We start from the raw sequence: 17,595 nt of genomic DNA, 5'->3' as shown, positions 1-17,595 counted from the left end.
TTTATATAATTATTTAATTATATATTTACATTATTCTCTTTTTGAATAAAAGTCAAGTATCTTTTAATATGTTTATCCATAATATCTTAATGAAGCCTCCTTTAGCAACAACCTTTCTTTACGTTTTTCTGATCTTTTCCAGAAAAGAAACGCTTAAGATTATCTGGTAACTGGTAATTTTTTTCTTTTTGATTAATATGTCCAAAGACCACTTCTAAAATACCTTCCACAATCATCGCAACCGGAGGTTCTTCATATTCTTCTCCCTGATAAATAAAAATACGGCAATCAACAGTTTCTCCACAGAGATCGCCACAATCTTGACACCTGTTCTCCTTCACTTCATCACAAATGTCGATACCGTTCACTCGGATCGTCGGGGAACTAATGAAATGATATTGTTCAGCCAGCTCTTTTGTTGTCACATTAATCTTGTGAATTTCGACATGAAAATCGAGTAGCTTGAAAATATCTAATAACAACGTTACAGCCAGATCAAACGATGCACCTGTTGCTTTACAGCGCTCACAAGTGTTTAAATCCAAATAAAGGAAATCTAAAATAACTTCCCTCCGTTTTTCATAATTACAACGCAGCTCCGAATCTGTAGTCCTTTTCATTTTTTTGTCAAAACAATTTTCAGACATGTTAATCCCTTTCTATTTAATAACTTTTTAATTATATTTTTATAATATTATAATATTATTTTTTTACACCGTCAAGATATTTTTACTTGTCATTCCATACGTCTTCCTATATAATCATTATATAACATATCAATTATATCATTATAGAAAAGGAGTTATTATGGATAGCGAATCTTTATCCGTCAAAATATTGAAAGCGATGGGCCATCCCATTCGTTTAAAAATCGTTAAGTTCTTATTGGATAAACCACACTGCGTGTGCGAACTCAAAGAAAACTTAGATTTTAGCCAGCCAAATTTATCTCAGCATTTAAAAATTTTAAAAGAAGCAGGTATTATTGCCAGTGAAAAAGTTGGAGTACAAACACACTATCACGTATGTTTAAAAAATACAGAAGCGCTCATTGCAGCAGCTGAAGCAATGAGCCAAGAATATTTAAATCAATTTAAGTAAAAAGTGCCATATTCCAAATTAATTCTACAGAAAAAGAGGGGACAATTTTTATGAAAATCGTCCCCTCTTTATTACTCTACTGGATCATGTGATAAAAGAAACAGCGTCAAAATTTCCTCTGCGAATTTCCCTTTTTCCGCCGGACACCGCTCTAACAGTTCCAATAATGCTGCATATTTTGTCCCCATATACTCTTTAGGGCCATAGAGAATAGCATCAGCTGACATTTTTAAAACGTTGCTAAAGCGATTCAGGCTTTTAAGTGAAAAGCCTTTTGTTCCAAGTTCAATATCGGCAAGGAACGTGGGTGTAATTCCAATCTTTCTTGCCAGTTCATCCCGGGACATATTCAGAAACGTTCTTTGCTTGCGGATACGCAGGCCAATAGCCTTGTGATCGAGCTCTTCCATTAAAATTCCTCCCTCGTCTATATAAATAGATTATTTTTTACAATGTTCAGTTTGCGGATTTTCAGGGGAGAGTAAGCTCTCCCCGTCATCCTCCGTAAACTTCCCAAACAAAAAAGCTATGCAAGGTTTATAATAATTACCCATACACAGCTTCAAAAAATAATCCGAATATTTCTATCCTGATTTGAAAATGCTTTACATTGTGCCGGTTTGCCTTTTACATAATAAAAACCTTGTCTTACTGATTGCTATCATGTAAAATAGTATGCAAGCGGTACGTGGCTGACGCCCGTTGTGTAGGGTGGTGTATTCACCTAAAGCAAGCCGATGAGGTGTGACCGCACCAAGTCGGATGCCGCTTTTTTATTTGTTCGTTTACGCTTTCATTCTATATTCAAATTTCCACATTTTCAAACTTCATTTATCCTGAAATCTTCAAACTGGAAAATCAAATATATCTTCCCTTATCCTTTTGATTTTCTCTTTATCGGATAAAAGTTCAAGAATTAGAAAACATAGCAGACGTGACAGGAGCGAATGAACCAAAAGTTATCCATAGTCCGTCCGTCCTTTCGGAAAATAAAAACTGCGCGTGGCAACTACCCACACACAGTTAAGAAAGTTCAAGAAAAAACTCAACAATATCACAAAATCAACTATGGCTATTGAATAAAGATGAAAAATAGCATATAATTAACTTTGCGGTACTCCTCGGAGGTGTGGTGCCCAAACACCGCATGCCGCATTGTGGTTGCGTCACAATGCGGATGCCGCAATTTTTATTTCTATAGTCTTTATTATAGTTTATATTGAAATAATATGCAATTCTTATTTGTATTTTTAGGGAAATAGTTTCTCTCGTATTCCATTTTTTCTTTCAGCGTTTCTCCCATTTCTCTTTAGGTACAAAAAATAAAATCTTTTAGGATAGATATTTATTTTCAGTTTTCACAATTATTTAAACGGATAGATTTAATCGGTCATTTTTCCTATTTTCTAACGGGAAAGACAAATTTTTTCTTGGTATCTATCAGGGCAGAGATAGCCTAATTCCATAAAAACCATCTCATCCCTAGAAATCAGGTTCACTTTGAGGTACAACACGTACATGCTTCATCCGTCTATCCCTGTCCAGACATACCGATCAACGATCAGGAAGCATACAGCACAGCCAGGAAGTCCCCCGAGCCGCTTTTCTTTTACATGGGTCTGCGCTCTCCACTCCATTGACGACGGCCAACTGCAAGTGAAACAATCGACCGCCGGGCTGACTTTCTGCATTTGCTCAGCCACACATATTTGTTGTTTTGATATTGGGGATCAACAAAAGCTTAAAAACCCCGGCTATCCTGATTTTTTGCGCAAAAATAAAAGGGAACGCGAAAGACTTTTCTTCCGGTTCCCTGTTTTTGACCGATTTTCATCCGCCAAACTCCATAATCTTTTTCAGTTTCAATAAGCGGGCACGCCGTACCCCAGAATCATGTAGCCCCCAAGCGGGTAGCTCCTCCTTGCGCAGCTGTCCGTGGTGTTCCCCTCAATGGTATTCACCGTTCCGTCCGTCACATTCTCAACAAAACCGACGTGATCCGCGCTGCCGTCGCCACTCCATGTGAAGAAAATAATATCCCCGGCCTTTGGGGTATAACTCCCGTCCTGCCACTGGCCCTTTGACTGGAAATAATTTACGCCGTCCGATACCAGTGCAAACTTGGGGATTACCCCCGCGTCGATATAACCGCACTGATCCGCGCACCATGAAACAAAGCAGGCGCACCATTCCACCCGCCCGGAAAAGCCGTACCAGCTCCAATAGGGCTGTCCTCCGACATTCCCGATTTGGCTGGCCGCCACGTTGACAATATTGCTGTTGCCTGCCCCTGTCGGGATACGCCCAAAGGGGTAATACCTTAAGACATTCGGCACATAGCTCACATCGCCGTAGCTGCCGCCGTGCAGATTGGCGAACTCCTGCGCGTTGGCCTGCGTATAACCGCCATAATTTTCCAAAGCCCAGTCAATATACCCGGCCCCGAAATTGTATCCCTGTAATCCGAGTTTGATATGTTCTAAATCCATGGGACTGGTAACCCCCGCGGCATGTAAACAGTCGGCCAGATACCGGATGCCAATATTGATCGAATACTCCGGATCGGTGATGCCGCCGGGATACTGGTCATTATAGCCGCACGCTGAACACTGCATGGGATCGCCCCCGCGACCGCCGGATTCCTGCATCATGACCGCTTTGATCAGTTCAACATATTCCTGTATCCCGTGTTCCCGGGCATACTTTGCGATCAGCAGTTCATAGGCCTGCACTTCTGCCGAAACAGGTTCAACCGCATTGGCATTACCCGCTCCCACCAGACACAAAGCCCCGCCAAAAAGCACAATGATGACAAGGATCAGCACGGCCACCCATCCCCCCCGCCGCAAGGGCACTGGCAAGGGCTTTTCCCGCCGTCGCTGCGGCTTTGGCAGCTGCGGCAGCAGCCTTGGCGGCGAGCTTCCCGGTGGTGATGGCTGCTTTCGTCGCGGCCTGAGAAGCCTTAACGGCCACCTTGGCGGATGTCTGACTGGTCTTAGCTGCTGCCTTTGCAGCGGCCTGTGATGCTTTTGCAGCGGCCCTACTGCTTTCTCTGGCCGTCTTTGCCGTGGCCCGCCCGGACTTGATGGCGCGTTTCGATGCCTTCGCTGTCCGGATGCTGTTTTTTCCTAGTTTACGGGCTTCACTGGCTGTTTTAATGCGCAGCCTGCCTGTCTGGTCACTGGTTTTTATGGTGCGTTTGGGGGCCTTTTCAAGCCCTGTCCTGGCCGCCCGCCTGCTCTTGGCTGCGGAGTAAATGGACTGCCGGATATTCTTTTCTTTTTCCGGAAGGGCCTTGATCGACGGCTCGGTACTGCCTTTGGCTTTCACCATGCCGTCTGCGCGCTCCCGGGTTTTAATGCGCACCTCATCCCCGATATTCCGGACACCCTGTTCCGCTTCGGCGCGGGCATTTTCCGCGGATTCAGCCATACGGTCTGCCCGGTGGGCCTGAACCCTCTGAACAGCACGGCGGCTCTGATCCTGAACTTGACGGGCTGCTCCATGGGCCGCACGATCCGCGTAATCGGATGTTCGGTTGATGGCATAATCATTTGCGGATGTTTCCTGCGGCGACGGACTGCGCTCAGCGGCATCCTTTGTCCGGATGGTCGCTTCCCGTATCCGCTCGGCAGCTGTTCCGGCCTTGTCGAGTACCCGTATATCCTTTTTTACCTCCCGGGTCTTGATTGCTTTTCCGATGCTTAACACCTCCCTTCATCGAAAACGCCGGAAGGATCAAAGGGTTTCTTCTCCTGGCTTGGTCGTCATCAACCTGTACAGTCTGGTCTTTCTCGGAAACTTGTTGACAAAGGGCACTAAGGCACTCCCATACCTTATCAGGCCGCAGCCCTCATCCGCATTGGTGATATAGCTCAGCTGCTCCCGCGAGATATTCAAAAGATTGGCAAGCTTCTGGCGGTCACTAGCAGCCTGATTCAGCATGACGATAAACTCCGAGTTCGACAACATGGTGCTGGCTAAAACACTGTCTAAAAGGTACTCCACGTTCTGGGTGATGGCGGTCGGGAACGCATTACGCTTCCGGAAACGCCGCCACGCAGAGTTGAAAAAGGCCCCGGAGTATTCATTTTCAAAGACGACGTGGAACTCATCTAAAAACAAATGTGTCCGCTTGCCCTTTTTCCAGTTCTCCGTGACCCGGTTGATCATGGCATCTGTAATGACCAGCAGGCCCATGGTTTTGAGCTGCTTGCCTAAATCCATGATGTCATAGACCACCATACGGTTCTGGGTGTCCACATTGGTTTTATGGGCAAAGGCGTTCAGACTTCCGTCCGTGAAAAGTTCAAGCTCCAAAGCCAACTCCTGGGCTTCCGGCTCTGGCTGATCCATGAGCTTCTCCCTCAGCACACACAAGGTCGGCAGCTCCCCGCCGCGTTGATAATCGTCATAGACCAGTGCCACGCAGCGGTCGATGATGGATTTTTCTTTTGCCCCCAGTCCCTTTTTGTCCAACTGCTCAAAGAGGGATAAAATGAACTCGGACTTATCGACAATGGGGTTTCCACCATCACCGTAGCCCTCCACCATATCCATGGCATTGATATGATCCTCACTTCCAGCCGCAATCCGGATCGCTTCACCTCCGAGGGCTGTAATCAGGGAGACATACTCGCGCTCTGGATCACAGACGAGTATGTCATCCTGTGTTGCGAGGGCGAGAAACACGATCAGCTCCTTTGCGCTGAAGCTTTTCCCACTGCCCGGCACGCCCAAAAGAAAGGCGGACTGGTTCAAAAGATTGGCTTTGTTACACATGATGAGGTTGTGGGAGATGGCGTTCTCACCATAGTAGATGCCGCCCGTGTCCATGATTTCCTGCACCCTAAACGGCATCAGCACAGCTAAGCTCTCGGTGGTCAGGGTGCGCAGGGCATTGATCTTCCGGTGTCCGATGGGCAGAGCGGTGTTTAAACCGTCCTGCTGCTGATAGCGCAGGATCGCGAACTGACAGAGGTGCTTTCTGGCCGTGGTGAGCAGCGTATCCGTGTCTGCGTCAAGCTGCTTTTTGCTTTTGGCGGTGTGGACAAGGGTGAGCAGGCCAAACATCATCCGCTGATCCCTTGTCGTCAAGTCGTCCAGAAACTCTTTTGATTCCTTCCGCTGCAGCTCCATATCATAGGGGATGACCGCAGAAAAGTTCTGATTCTGGTTCTGCCGGCGCTGCCAATTCGTTATATTTGTCTCCACGCCGAGCAAGCGGTTCTCCACCTCCCGCACGGCTTCATCGGTCGGCACTGGAATCACGTCAATGGAAAGCATGAGATTTCGGTTGAGCTGCGTCAGCTCGCTGATCATGCTGTCACGGATGTAGGATGCGTATTCACGCAGGAACAGAACCCGGCCATAGCGATCACCCATTTTAAAAAAGTCCGATTCAAACTCAAAGGTATCCGGGCAGATAAAATCCCGGAAATCATGGCCTTTTTTCATGGTCTGTAGTAAATCAAAGGTAAAGCCTGTCTCCTCCCCTGTCCGGTAAAAGTCATGCAGAACGCGCAGTCTTTCCTCTGCGTCAAGCTCCGTACAGCGTGATCCCAGACGGGAAAAGTGGGCGGTTAACTCTGTACTCACGCGGGCAAAATAGGTCTTGGCTTCCTCGTAGTTCTTGCGTATAACCGTCACGGTGACATACTTTTCCTGAATCATGCTGTTGGTTCCGGTTGCCTTGTCGAGTAGCATCTGGTTATACTCTTTCCGGTAGATGTCCAGTCCATCCTCTTTCATGGGGATCAGAATGCTTTTTTCAAAATCCGCCCGGTTCAGACGGCGATTGTTGATCGTCAGTTTTGTGGTCGTGCCGCTGTCAAAGCTGTTTAACAGCTCAGAATATTCTAAAAACATGGCTTCCTTATCCTCCCTGCCGGCCACAGCGTAATTGATGTCCGTAAATCGAAAAGTCTTGGAATATTTATTTTTACCGATACAAAAAATCCCATCCGGATAAATGATCTGGATGGGGACGGCCTGCTGTACGCTTTTGGGAATTTTAAATTTTTCTTTCTCCTGATGGTTTGAATTTTTAAGTGTTTTAATCATTTTTCGCTCCTTGATCTTTTTTTCTTTTTTTATCTCTTTTCTTGTTAGCTGGCGTGGTCAGCATCCGGTAATACAGGTTGTCCGCATCAAAAATCAGAATTTTGGGCATCAGAAATCGGTCTTTTATCCATGCCCACAGGAACTGTTCTGCGCTCATGCCGTGGTACTTGATAAAGCCTAACGCCCCAAAGGGCGCGGCGGCTAAGATACAGGCCCAGGACAGGGTTTCCATGCCAAAGTAAGGCCGCAGTAAAAAGTACAGGCCAACGGCCATTCCACAGGCCATAACCGAAAAAACAAACTGCCGCATGGACAGTCCGAAAAACATGCTTTCTGTATATTCGCGGATCTCGCGGTTTATCTTCACTTCCATAATAAATCTCCTTTTGCTTTTACAGGCTTGCTTTTTGAGCGGAGCCTGCTATACTAAAACTATAAAAACTACTACATAGGAGGTGCCCCCATGGTATATGTCGCATTCATTTCGTTGATCATCACCATTGTGCTCATCGTTCTGTCATTTGTGTTGAAGCTTGCTGGAAAGCTCCGTCTGACACTGCCCGTTGTCTATTTCCTGCTGATCAGCACATTTCTCAATCCATGGGCGGCTGCCCATGAAACACTGGCTTTTGCCATTCTCTTTATTCTTCTGGGTTTTTCTCTGATCTCCTGGATACGCTCTTTTAAGGAATACTGGGACGAACGGCAATACTATAAAACCATGAAAGAAGATATTGCCTGGCAGGCCCGGACTGCAAGGGAGCGCGGTATCTCTACCCGTGACTTCTATATTGACAGCGAGGGAACCATGCGCTATAACAAAGATGATAAACCGGTATTCTAGGACGTTAACCGCGTCCTTTTTTATTTCTACAGGCCCATCATCTCTTTGACACAATGATCTGCAAGCTTGATGGTTCCCACCAACACCAGCATGTTAAAAACCAGTTCCCCGATATAGGCCCAAACCATGGTGACCGCCGAAGCGTCCGGGTTAACCTGTGGCGGGGATGCCGCAAACAGTGAGAAAATCACACAGGCCAGTACAATGATCGCCCCCTCCAGACAGACCCCCGCATAGCTTTTCAGAAAGCTCTTGCCAATGTTCTGGCTGGGTTCACCCGCAAAAGTGGACAAGGGCACCGGGGCGATGGCAGTATAGAGAAACAGCTTAAAAAACCGCCCATACACGCTCATGATCATCACAAAAGACAGTACGGTGATGAACAGTCCCCCGATGAGGGTCACTGCCCACAAAGGGATGCTCTCAAGAAATGCGCAGTTCTCCACGGCTTCCACAATCTCCGGCGGCAGCACGGTTTGGGTCGCACCCCCCAGCCCCGCCGTCACCATGATTTTTGACACAATCCCCTGCACAATGGTGAACAGGGCAATCATGAGTTCCAGACCATAAGTGATGATCCCTTTGGCAATGGCAAAGCGCACAAAGAGTTTCAGGGCGTGCTCCGGCTTCTTGACCTCTGCCAGTGAGCCACAGGTCTTGACCATGCCCACCAGAAAAAACAACACCAACAGCGCGTAGCCGATGGCCTGTAAGGTGCCGTTGATGTTGACAATCACCTCCCAGATGCCGCCGCCCTTAAAGGTCTGGGGCGACTGGGTAAGCAGCTGCCAGATTTCCGACAGTTTTCCATTCCATGTGTCCAGTGCGTTTTGCAGATTTTGTACAATCCAGTTATCACTTTCCATTGAATCCTCCTTTCAGGGGCAGTCCAGCGTTTCAGCCTGCCTTTTTTCTTTGTATCCATACCGGACTATCCCGCAATGGTGTTCAAAATTTCCTTGGCAAAGGTGACCACGATTCCCCCGGCCACGGTCATGATGCCATTGGCCCTCTGGCTTGGATCATGGGACTTAAGGGATAAGCCGATCTGCACAATACCATAGCCGATAAGGATCATACCGACCGCCCGGACAAGGCCAAAAATAAAAGTGGATAGGTTGTTGACCACGGCAATGGGGTCATCGGCAGCGCACACGGTTGTGGTACATAGAACACACAGTACAACCGCCATATAAACCGAAAAGTGGCGGTGCATTTTAGTGTTCACAGACAGACGGGGTGTCAGGGCTTTATGCTTCTTTTTTCGTTTCGTTGTTTGGTTCATTCAATTGTATCTCCTTTAACTTTTCAAAATAGGTTTCTAAATCTTCCTCCGACCAAAGCATACAAGTTATTTCTTCGGATATTTCCATTTCCTCAATCACCATATCCGGCGAATAAGGCACAAGGCTCATGCTTGCAACGGCGTGATCCACACGCCCGTGTTCATAGGGCAGCATCCCGCCGTCGGTGGTCAGATGGATATTGGGATGTTTTAACAGGTTGTATTTTTCATCTTTGATGGGCCGTTCTCCGCGGATAAAGAGCAGGGCATAACGGTTGTCGAGCATCCGCACCTCATCCGGTGTCATCAGCTCCCGTCCGCTGTTCTGGTAGTTCGTAGAGTAATTCCCGCTCTTACCTGAACTTTTTCCGTAGGTGTTGGTGTCAATGGTTTGTTTCCCGAGCAGCTCACTGACATATTTGTGCGTTGCCTGCTCATTGCCGCCGAGATATAAAAATGTGTCGCAATTCCCCGCGATGCTTTCCCACTGCTTTTCAAACAGGGCCTTGAGCTGGGCCATGTTCTGTAAAATGATGGACACGGAAACGCCCCGGGAGCGCATAACACTGAGGATTTTGTCAAAATCATCGGGTAAACTCACATTCGCGAATTCATCCATGATGAAATGCACGTGTACGGGTAACAGCCCCCCATATTTTCGGTCAGCGGTGTAAAACAATTGCTGAAAGAGCTGCGTGTACAAAATGCTGATGAGGAAGTTGAAAGAGGTGTCATTGTCTGGGATTAACGCAAACAAAGCCACCTTCTTTTCCCCCATACTCGCCAAGTCCAGTTCATCAGTCACCGTGAGGGCCGAGAGACTTTCAAGGTTGAACTTTTCCAGTCTTGCCGCTAAGGTGATCTGAATGGATTTCACGGTCTTGGCCGCACCGCTCCGGTAATTGCGGTAATACTTCAGGGCGATGTGATCCGGTTCGCGTGCTTCCAGACGATCCATCAGCTCATCAAGGGGAGACATATAGCCGTCCACATCTTCGGGGATGTCCCCGTTTCTGAGCATCTCCATGACCATGGGAAAATTCTGTTCCTCGGTCGGGGCTTCGTATTTCAGAAAAAAGACCAAGGACAGCAGTAACATACTGGCCGCTGTATCCCAGAAGGGATCGCTTGACTGCGCACCTTTTACGGTCGTGGCTTTAAAGAGGTTTGTCACAAGCCGCTGCACATCGTTGTCAGTTTTGAGATAGACAAAGGGGTTATAGCAGTGTGATTTCTCCATGTTGATTAAATCCAGAATACGGACTTCATACCCTTTTTCTCTGAGCAGCTGTCCGGTATCGCGGAGGATCTCCCCTTTGGGGTCAAGGATCACCATACTGGTATTGGCCTGCATGACATTGGGCTTTGCATAGAATCGTGTTTTCCCGGCCCCGCTGCCCCCGCAGACCAACACGTTTAGGTTTCTCCGGTGCCGATGGCCGTCCAGACCCATGCGGACGTTCTGGGTTAACAGCTTGTTATCTTCAAAATGTTTCTCCCGGTATTTTCGGTTGATGCTCTGGGCGTCTCCCCACTTCGCGCTCCCGTGCTCTTCGCCCCGGCGGTAATTCTTTTTCGTGGCATAAAAAATCCCGATTCCCATGACATATAGAATCATCAGAATCAGGATGGATTTTAAACTGCTTTCACACCATGTGATTTTAAAAGGATGTTCCATCGCTTCGGGGAACTTGAGGATAAAGGCATAAAGCCCTTCGTCGATGAAGGGGGCAATGCGCAGGGCCAGTCCGATCACTGGCACAAGGAGGGCGATGTACAGCATGATGTTTTTACTGAAATTATCTTGCATGGCCGCGTTCCTTCCTTTTCCCGGTCTTTTCTGTGGGTGCGTCGATGGCTTTAAGCAAGAGGTCGTCCACGGCATCGGTTGACCGTTTCTGCCTTATCAGACCGTTGCGCATTTGATTGAGGGCATTGATCAGAACGACATACTCCACATGGTCAAGGGTTAAAATTCTTTTGACTTCTTTCATAATCTACCTCAGCGTGCCGGGTCAGCCCGGCTTTTTGGCTGTACCATCTGCTGTAAATTGTACTTCACCCGCATGGATACCTCGGCCATGGCATCCTTGATGGTGGTCAGCTCTGCGCCTACCTGCTGCGGTTCTGCGCTGGTCAGGAAATCTGGCAGCTTTGAAAAGTCAAAGCACGCGGTTGAAACGCCTGCCTGTCGGCAGAGCATGTAAGCGGCGGCCTGGGCTTTAAAGTCAATATTCCCAGAATCTTCACCGTTTAAGGCCAGTTCAGCCTTGGCTAAAGCGGCAGCAATGCCCTGATACATGGCATCGGGTTCCAGCCCTTTTTCCACCACCACGCACTCCTTATCCATATCAAAATCCACGGCCAGCGGATGATTGACGGCTTCGGCGGTCAGAATCTTTACTGGGGCTTTTGAAATAAGCGATTTTATCAGCATCCGGTCATCCAGTTTGCCTGTTTTCTGAGAACGCACCCGACAAGTGGTCTGGGTGATGTCATACATTTTCTTGGCCTTGAAGGACTGTCCGGTTGTTCCATCATCACGAGTGTAGGGGTTTCCAGGTTCCAGAATCAAAATCGGGTTTCTGAACTCGGACTGTTTCACAAAGATACCCTGCTCTTTCCATGCCGTGTTGTCGGCAATTTTGGTGGCGGTTTCCCGCTGTGCCTGTATGAGCAGCGCGTTACGGGCAGTGTAGTATTCAAAATTGGCCTGAACATTCAAATACCCCTGAAATAGCTCCGGACTTTTCCCAACGGTTTCAAGGGACTTTTCAATCTGTGCATAGCAGTATTCCCGGTTGGCCTTTTGCTCAGCCTGCCACTTTTGGTTGTTTCTCGGCTTCGGCTCGGTTTCTTCCTGACCAAACAGGTCATATAGGTTACTCATCGTGTTTTATCTCCCTTCGATTTTTTTGGAATCTCTTTTTTGGTTTTCCGCTTTGGTTCACGGCGTTTGGTTTCTTTCTTTGTCTCCGGCGCCCTGTGTTCGGGTTCTGCTCGTGCCTTTTCCTGTTCGGCCTTGATCGCTCTGAGTTCTGCCCGGACGGAAGGTTTAGATTCTCCTTCGGCGGGCGGCTTCGAGCTGTTCTCGGATGGAGGGCTTTTCTCCGGTTCCTGGGCCTGAGGGGCTTCGGCATAGGGTTTCTCCGCTTGTATGGCCTTCTGATCCTCCTTCCTGGAAACCAGTTTTTCCTCCTTTGGGGGCAGTGCGTTTTCCTCCTTTGACGCTGCGAAGCCTAAGAGGTCATCCAGCAGCTGTTCTTCCCCTGCTTTGGCTTCCGGATCTGATGCACCAAATAGGTCATCCAGCAGGGCTTCTTCTGCCTGTGCTTCTTCGTGGGTCTGCCCTTCCCGTTCATTCAGAATTTCACTCTTAATTTCTGCGGTATTCACTGCTGCCAGCTGGAAGCGTTCAACGATCCGGTTGATCCGCACAGCGTCCTCCTGCTTCACCAGAATATCCGTCACACCGTCTGGACTGCCCGACGGATTGCCCAGGGCACAGTAAAGCACCCCGTAATGCCTGGCTTCCTTGGCAAAGACTTCAAGGTCGGCGTTATTAATCGAAAAGACGGTCAGAGGTTTTCCCGATTTCAGCATGGCCGTTAACCGTGTTTTTCCTTTCGTCTTGTGTATGTCCGCACTTTTTAAAGCTGAGATCAACAGAAAAGCCAGATTCTTAAGGCCCGTTCCTGTCAGCCGTAACAAAAAATCCGCCCCTTCAAGGGATATGCGGATGACTTGTTCGGCTGCATCACCGCTTGTGTTCATTTTTGCTTTTCTCCTTTGCGTTATTTTTTTCTTCTAATTTGACCACTTTGATTTTTTCTCTCATCGGTATAGATCGCGCGGCAATGCCGTCACAATATTTCACTTCCTTTCGGAGTGTTTTGATCTGCGCGCTCAGCCCGGCAATGTCCGCTTTGATTTTAGACACTGCTTTTTCATCCGGTGTGCGCTGTGTTCTGTTCCAGAGCTTTTTTCGCTCAGTACAGAGTTTTTTTATCTGTTGTTCATTTGATGTTTTATAATTCTCTAAAGCTTCAATCGTATCTATTTTGTGCTTACATAAAAGCCGGGCTTCCCGGCTGATCTGCTCCATCTTTCGTACATCCTCCCGGTACAGAAACGGCAGTGCGTTTGTTTTCCGGTCTTTCTTCTTTTGAAACACGCCCAGCTTAAAACAGTAATAAAGGTACAGGCCCCGCAGACCGCTGGTATGACGGGCTTTTTCAAAGCTTCCGTGCAAAAGCATTTTTTTCTTTGCAGCCTTTGGCCCGGGGCGGTACTGCTTGATCTGCTGCTGTTCATAAATCCGCTGTTCGATGTTGGATAAACTGTATTCGGGATGCTTGCGGTCAATGCGCACATACCGCGCTTTCCCGGGCGGCTTCAGCGTGAAGTATTTTGCATCGTACTTGATGGCGTATCCCTTCTGCCGCAGCCGGTACAAAAACTGCCGCATCGTCACACATTCAGAAATCGTATCGTCAAGGTCTTTTATGATCAGGCCGCGCCACGTGGGTTTTCCTTCCCGCTCTGCCTGCCACTCACCGTACTGCATGGACTTGTTCATGGGCTTTTCGATGACGGAGAGCTTGTATTCAAGGCACAGGCGGTCAGACACCTCCCGCATCTTGCGGTAGCTTTCTTTGTTATCATAGTAGCGCAGCCCATCGGAAAAGGAGACGGAATTTAAAACCATGTGATTGTGTATGTGGGCTTTGTCGATGTGGGTTGCGACGATCACCTCAAATCGTGATCCCCACAGTTCCTCTGCCAGCTTTATGCCGATTTCATGGGCGATCTCCGGGGTGACTTCCCCGGGCTTGAAGCTCTGATAAGCGTGATAGGCAATGATGCCGCCCTCCTTGCGGTACTGCTTTTTAGTGATGGTCATCTCCTCCCGGGCGGTTTCCGGTGAACAGTTCAAACCTGTGACGTAAAACTGCTTTTCGGTTTTAACGTCCTGGGACACATAGTCCATCACATCCCGCAGGGCCTGCAGGTCCGCTTCACCATAATTTTTATTTTTTGTCTTATCTGGATTTTTGGCGTAATCCACTACCCGGTCCAGTCGGCCCCGGATGTCCCAGATTTTTGTGGTGGCCATGTCAGCTTTTTTCCGGCACCAGAAACTTTTCTTTGACTTCGGTCTGGAACTTCCGCCACTTCAAGGCTTCTTTTTCATAAAGCGGCTGATCCACAAAACCCAGGGCATTGGCCTTGGCGGCAATCTGGTTCAGGTTGTTTCCGATGGCGGACATCTGCCGCATGGTTTCGTAAAACACCGGGCCGGGTTTTTCGTGTAACTGGTAACCTTCAATCATGGCACGCAGAAAAGCTTCCCGGCTCAGGCCAGACTTCTTCACTTTTTTATCCAGTTCCTGTGCTTCCCGCCGTGTCAGGCGAAACAGGATTTCAACGTTGCGTTTTCTCATTATTTTTCACTCCTTATCCATGTTATAAAAGGGGGATTGGGGCGAGTTTGTGTCAAAAGTCCACCTAAATCCCCAAAATCGTGGTATAATTAATACATAATCTTAAAATAATCGGGAGGGTATTCTTATGGATTTCATTATTGGAAATAATCGTCATCAAGGGATGTTACTTCCAGACTGTATCGAGGATTATGTCGATGAAAATAATCCTGTACGTGTCATTGATGCTTATGTTGATACCTTAGATTTCGAAAATCTCGGATTTAATAAGTGGAAACCCAATCAAACAGGCCGCCCGATGTACTCGCCACGTGATCTTCTAAAACTTTATATTTATGGCTATATGAATCACGTGCGTTCTTCCAGGCGTCTGGAAATTGAGACCAAACGAAACCTCGAAGTGATTTGGCTGCTTCAAAAACTTTCCCCGGATCATAAAACCATTGCCCGCTTTCGCCAGCAAAATCCAACGGCACTTAAGAATGTCTTTAAAAACTTTGTACAGCTCTGTACCCAATGGGAGCTTTACGGTAAAGAACTGCTTGCGATTGATGGCAGCAAATTTAAAGCCTGGAATACCAAAGACCGCAACTTCACCAAAAACAAACTAAAGGATCGGATTCAGCATATCGAAGAAAAAATCGAAAGCTATCTTGATGCTTTAAATCAGAATGATGCACTTGAAAATCAAAGCACTTCTGAAATATCCAGCGATATAAGCGAAGTTATTCATCAGCTCACTGACCGCAAAACACTTTATGAATCTTTTTTAGCGGAGCTCGCTGAAAGCGACGAAACCCAAATTTCGCTTACCGATCCCGATAGCCGTCTGATGAAAACTAAAAACGGGCTTGATGTCTGTTTGAATATTCAAACCGCTGTCGACAGTAAAAACAAAATGATTGTTGAATTCACGGTTGAAAATCAAGCTCAGGATAAAAATTTAATGGGTCCTTTAGCTCAAAAAGCGGCAGATTTATTGGAAGTGCCCGCCATGACCGTCGTTGCAGATAACGGCTACGACAGTGTAAGTGATGTGGCTCAACTTTATCTCAGTGGTCATCGTCCTGTTGTTGCTGGAGGGGATTATGAATTTTGTATTCCTACAGATGCGGCAAATACTGAAAAGATTACCGACTATGATTCGAACGTTGCACGCGCGATTTATCTTCCAGAGCGTAATATTTTCATCTGTCCACTAGGAAAAGTGTTAAGGCCCTGTACTTATAATAAAAATAAACATGTTGCCAAATACGATAATACACAAGCCTGTAGACACTGTCCTAAAAAATGTACAAAAATGCGCTATTACCGCGCCGAGCGTGTCATGAAACCGTCAGAATACACCAAGGCCTTCGATGATTCCGACTTATTCCTTCGAAAAGTTCACATCTTTCAAAATAAAGAGATCGTTCGACAAAGAAAGGCCATTGTTGAGCACCCCTTTGGAACCGTAAAACGCGCAATGGGCATCTCCTATCTTTTACTGAAAGGCAAGCAAAAGGTAGAAGGTGAGATTGCGCTTGCTTTTCTTGCCTTTAATCTTAAAAGAGCCATCCATATCATGGGAATCCAGCCATTAATCCAAGCAATCCGAGCATAGCGCTTCTTTTTTTGCTCTTTTTTCAAAGTTCAACCTTTACCCAGGGGTTTGGGGACGGAGTCACCAACAAGAGACTGTGTTTTGACACAGTCTGGGGCATGCCCCAACAAGCGAAAAAGGTGGGCTGCCCGGAGGGCGGCTATCCTTTTTCAGTGCTTGCTGGGACAGTCTCACGCCGCAAGGCTCCCCCTGCTTTCAATTTAGTTACCGCTCATAATATTTGATTTTCGGCATCAACGGCACGACGACAATCTCTCGGTTTACACGGCAAAACCGCTCAGGAAACTTGTATTCTTCGGCATATTTTTGGATTTGTTCGGGGGTAAGACTGGAAAAACCTTTTCGGTCATTCCGCGCATTGCAGATAAAAAAGTCCCCGGCAATGATGTCAATAAGTTCACTGTTATCAATGAAGATACCACGGTTCAGCGGCAGACCACTGATCTTTCCTTCATCATTGCAGATGATCACTGCATCATCATCCGTTGGTAACGCATACCTTTCAATGTTGCCGCCTACGAGTTTTTGCATGAATTTCAGGTTATTGGGAATGGTAACTGCCCGCGGGGACTCCCCGGCTCGGATATATAAGACATTGATTGTTCGCTTCATTTTCAGTTACCGCTCATAATCCTTGTGTTTATCCTTTATGGGGACAGCGACAATCCCTTGATTAAGGCGTATAAACTGTTCAGGATATTTGAATTGCTCAGAAAATTTTTCGATTTGTTTTGGGCTTAAGCTTGTAAAATCCTCGCTGTCCCTCGGGGCGTTACAAAGAAAAAAATCGCCTGCAATGATCTCAACAAGCCGCTTTTTTTCATCAAAAATGCCCCGGTTCAGGGGCAGACCATTGATCTTTCCTTCCTCATTACAGATGATCACGGCATCGTCATCGGTTGGAAGATAGTACATTTCAATGTATCCACCCACCAATTTCTGCTTGGCTTCAAGGGTGTTCTCAATGGTCATTTCCTCTGGCGGCTCCCCGGCCCGGATCATCAGGATGGTGATTTTGTCCTTCTTATCGGTTATCTCATTCGGATTCGTGATACTGTTTGTCATTTTTCTTTCCTTTCCCTTCGGTGGTTTCTGACGGCTCGCTTACATCCACAATGAGGGGTGATGAGGGGATGATCAATGTGATCTCCACATCCTCCCCCTCATAAAGTTTCATCAATTCGTTCAGGTTAATGGCTGTACTCATGTGTTTTTCTCCTTCGTTTTTTTGAAAATTTCTTTTATTGGCCGTGAG

The 17,595-nt window shown here is 47.1% G+C and carries 20 protein-coding genes; 3 read left to right on the top strand and 17 right to left on the bottom strand.

The features are described 5' to 3' along the window. Nucleotides 1–101: 101 nt before the first annotated feature. Entirely contained in the window at nt 102–647 is a 546-nt protein-coding gene (locus tag B2M23_RS04265) for a DUF2703 domain-containing protein (RefSeq protein ID WP_013378582.1), read from the bottom strand. 160 nt (nt 648–807) lie between these two features. On the opposite strand from B2M23_RS04265, the gene B2M23_RS04260 reads away from it, so the two are divergent. Continuing rightward, nucleotides 808–1,101: an ArsR/SmtB family transcription factor gene (locus B2M23_RS04260; RefSeq protein ID WP_013378581.1), complete on the top strand. Its 294-nt coding sequence runs from the start codon at nt 808–810 to the stop codon at nt 1,099–1,101. Nucleotides 1,102–1,172: 71 nt separating this feature from the next. Here the strand turns inward: B2M23_RS04260 and B2M23_RS04255 are convergent, their stop codons facing one another. The 5 genes from B2M23_RS04255 to B2M23_RS04240 form a co-directional block, all read right to left on the bottom strand. Beyond that, nucleotides 1,173–1,511 (bottom strand): helix-turn-helix domain-containing protein, encoded by a 339-nt coding sequence (locus B2M23_RS04255; RefSeq protein WP_013378580.1) that lies wholly within the window; start codon nt 1,509–1,511, stop codon nt 1,173–1,175. Between the two features lie 1,452 nt (nt 1,512–2,963). Beyond that, the gene (locus B2M23_RS21730) at nt 2,964–3,932 is read right to left on the bottom strand and encodes a lysozyme family protein (protein ID WP_341455938.1); all 969 of its coding nucleotides are present in this window, start codon (nt 3,930–3,932) and stop codon (nt 2,964–2,966) included. After that, nucleotides 3,865–4,812 (bottom strand): hypothetical protein, encoded by a 948-nt coding sequence (locus B2M23_RS21725; protein WP_341455937.1) that lies wholly within the window; start codon nt 4,810–4,812, stop codon nt 3,865–3,867. The genes B2M23_RS21730 and B2M23_RS21725 overlap by 68 nt, the downstream gene beginning before the upstream one ends. 27 nt (nt 4,813–4,839) lie before the next feature. Continuing rightward, entirely contained in the window at nt 4,840–7,164 is a 2,325-nt protein-coding gene (locus B2M23_RS04245) for a VirB4-like conjugal transfer ATPase, CD1110 family (protein WP_013378576.1), read from the bottom strand. Further along, nucleotides 7,157–7,537 (bottom strand): PrgI family protein, encoded by a 381-nt coding sequence (locus B2M23_RS04240; protein ID WP_013378575.1) that lies wholly within the window; start codon nt 7,535–7,537, stop codon nt 7,157–7,159. Before B2M23_RS04240 ends, B2M23_RS04245 begins: the two co-directional genes overlap by 8 nt. A gap of 90 nt (nt 7,538–7,627) precedes the next feature. Between B2M23_RS04240 and B2M23_RS04235 the strand changes: the two genes are divergently transcribed. After that, a complete protein-coding gene (locus tag B2M23_RS04235; RefSeq protein WP_013378574.1) occupies nt 7,628–8,008 on the top strand; it encodes a hypothetical protein in 381 nt (126 codons plus the stop codon). A gap of 26 nt (nt 8,009–8,034) precedes the next feature. On the opposite strand, the gene B2M23_RS04230 is transcribed toward B2M23_RS04235, so the two are convergent. From B2M23_RS04230 to B2M23_RS04195, 8 genes are all read right to left on the bottom strand, one after another. Beyond that, nucleotides 8,035–8,874, bottom strand: a complete 840-nt coding sequence (locus B2M23_RS04230) for a VirB6/TrbL-like conjugal transfer protein, CD1112 family (protein ID WP_038351947.1) — start codon at nt 8,872–8,874, stop codon at nt 8,035–8,037. Between the two features lie 65 nt (nt 8,875–8,939). Continuing rightward, complete coding sequence (locus B2M23_RS04225) at nt 8,940–9,293, bottom strand: TrbC/VirB2 family protein (protein WP_013378572.1); 354 nt, start codon at nt 9,291–9,293, stop codon at nt 8,940–8,942. After that, nucleotides 9,259–11,103: a VirD4-like conjugal transfer protein, CD1115 family gene (locus tag B2M23_RS04220; RefSeq protein WP_052237188.1), complete on the bottom strand. Its 1,845-nt coding sequence runs from the start codon at nt 11,101–11,103 to the stop codon at nt 9,259–9,261. Before B2M23_RS04220 ends, B2M23_RS04225 begins: the two co-directional genes overlap by 35 nt. Next, nucleotides 11,093–11,287, bottom strand: a complete 195-nt coding sequence (locus tag B2M23_RS04215) for a hypothetical protein (RefSeq protein ID WP_013378562.1) — start codon at nt 11,285–11,287, stop codon at nt 11,093–11,095. The genes B2M23_RS04220 and B2M23_RS04215 overlap by 11 nt, the downstream gene beginning before the upstream one ends. 8 nt (nt 11,288–11,295) lie before the next feature. Next, on the bottom strand, nt 11,296–12,183 hold the full coding sequence (locus B2M23_RS04210; RefSeq protein ID WP_038351948.1) for a hypothetical protein: 888 nt from the start codon (nt 12,181–12,183) through the stop codon (nt 11,296–11,298). Then, nucleotides 12,180–13,067, bottom strand: coding sequence for a PcfB family protein (locus B2M23_RS04205; RefSeq protein ID WP_013378560.1), 888 nt, complete (start codon nt 13,065–13,067; stop codon nt 12,180–12,182). Before B2M23_RS04205 ends, B2M23_RS04210 begins: the two co-directional genes overlap by 4 nt. Next, complete coding sequence (locus tag B2M23_RS04200; protein ID WP_013378559.1) at nt 13,051–14,409, bottom strand: relaxase/mobilization nuclease domain-containing protein; 1,359 nt, start codon at nt 14,407–14,409, stop codon at nt 13,051–13,053. The genes B2M23_RS04205 and B2M23_RS04200 overlap by 17 nt, the downstream gene beginning before the upstream one ends. A gap of 1 nt (nt 14,410) precedes the next feature. After that, nucleotides 14,411–14,737 carry a plasmid mobilization protein gene (locus tag B2M23_RS04195; RefSeq protein WP_013378558.1) on the bottom strand — a complete coding sequence of 109 codons (327 nt, stop codon included), beginning with the start codon at nt 14,735–14,737 and terminating at the stop codon, nt 14,411–14,413. 127 nt (nt 14,738–14,864) lie between these two features. Here B2M23_RS04195 and B2M23_RS04190 point away from each other — a divergent pair, with 127 nt between their 5' ends. After that, nucleotides 14,865–16,340: an IS1182 family transposase gene (locus tag B2M23_RS04190; RefSeq protein WP_038354278.1), complete on the top strand. Its 1,476-nt coding sequence runs from the start codon at nt 14,865–14,867 to the stop codon at nt 16,338–16,340. A 204-nt stretch (nt 16,341–16,544) separates the two neighbouring features. Here B2M23_RS04190 and B2M23_RS04185 read toward each other — a convergent pair whose 3' ends face one another. From B2M23_RS04185 to B2M23_RS21080, 3 genes are read right to left on the bottom strand one after another with little or no spacing between them, the layout of a single operon-like run. Further along, a complete protein-coding gene (locus tag B2M23_RS04185) occupies nt 16,545–16,952 on the bottom strand; it encodes a DUF3846 domain-containing protein (RefSeq protein WP_013378557.1) in 408 nt (135 codons plus the stop codon). Nucleotides 16,953–16,958: 6 nt separating this feature from the next. Continuing rightward, nucleotides 16,959–17,405 (bottom strand): DUF3846 domain-containing protein, encoded by a 447-nt coding sequence (locus B2M23_RS04180; protein WP_013378556.1) that lies wholly within the window; start codon nt 17,403–17,405, stop codon nt 16,959–16,961. Continuing rightward, nucleotides 17,377–17,547, bottom strand: a complete 171-nt coding sequence (locus tag B2M23_RS21080) for a hypothetical protein (RefSeq protein WP_013378555.1) — start codon at nt 17,545–17,547, stop codon at nt 17,377–17,379. Before B2M23_RS21080 ends, B2M23_RS04180 begins: the two co-directional genes overlap by 29 nt. Nucleotides 17,548–17,595 lie beyond the last annotated feature (48 nt).

The sequence above is a fragment of the Eubacterium limosum genome, assembly GCF_000807675.2.
In the GTDB taxonomy this organism is placed as follows: Bacteria; Bacillota; Clostridia; order Eubacteriales; family Eubacteriaceae; genus Eubacterium; species Eubacterium limosum.
This window is presented reverse-complemented; position numbering and strand designations above follow the sequence as displayed.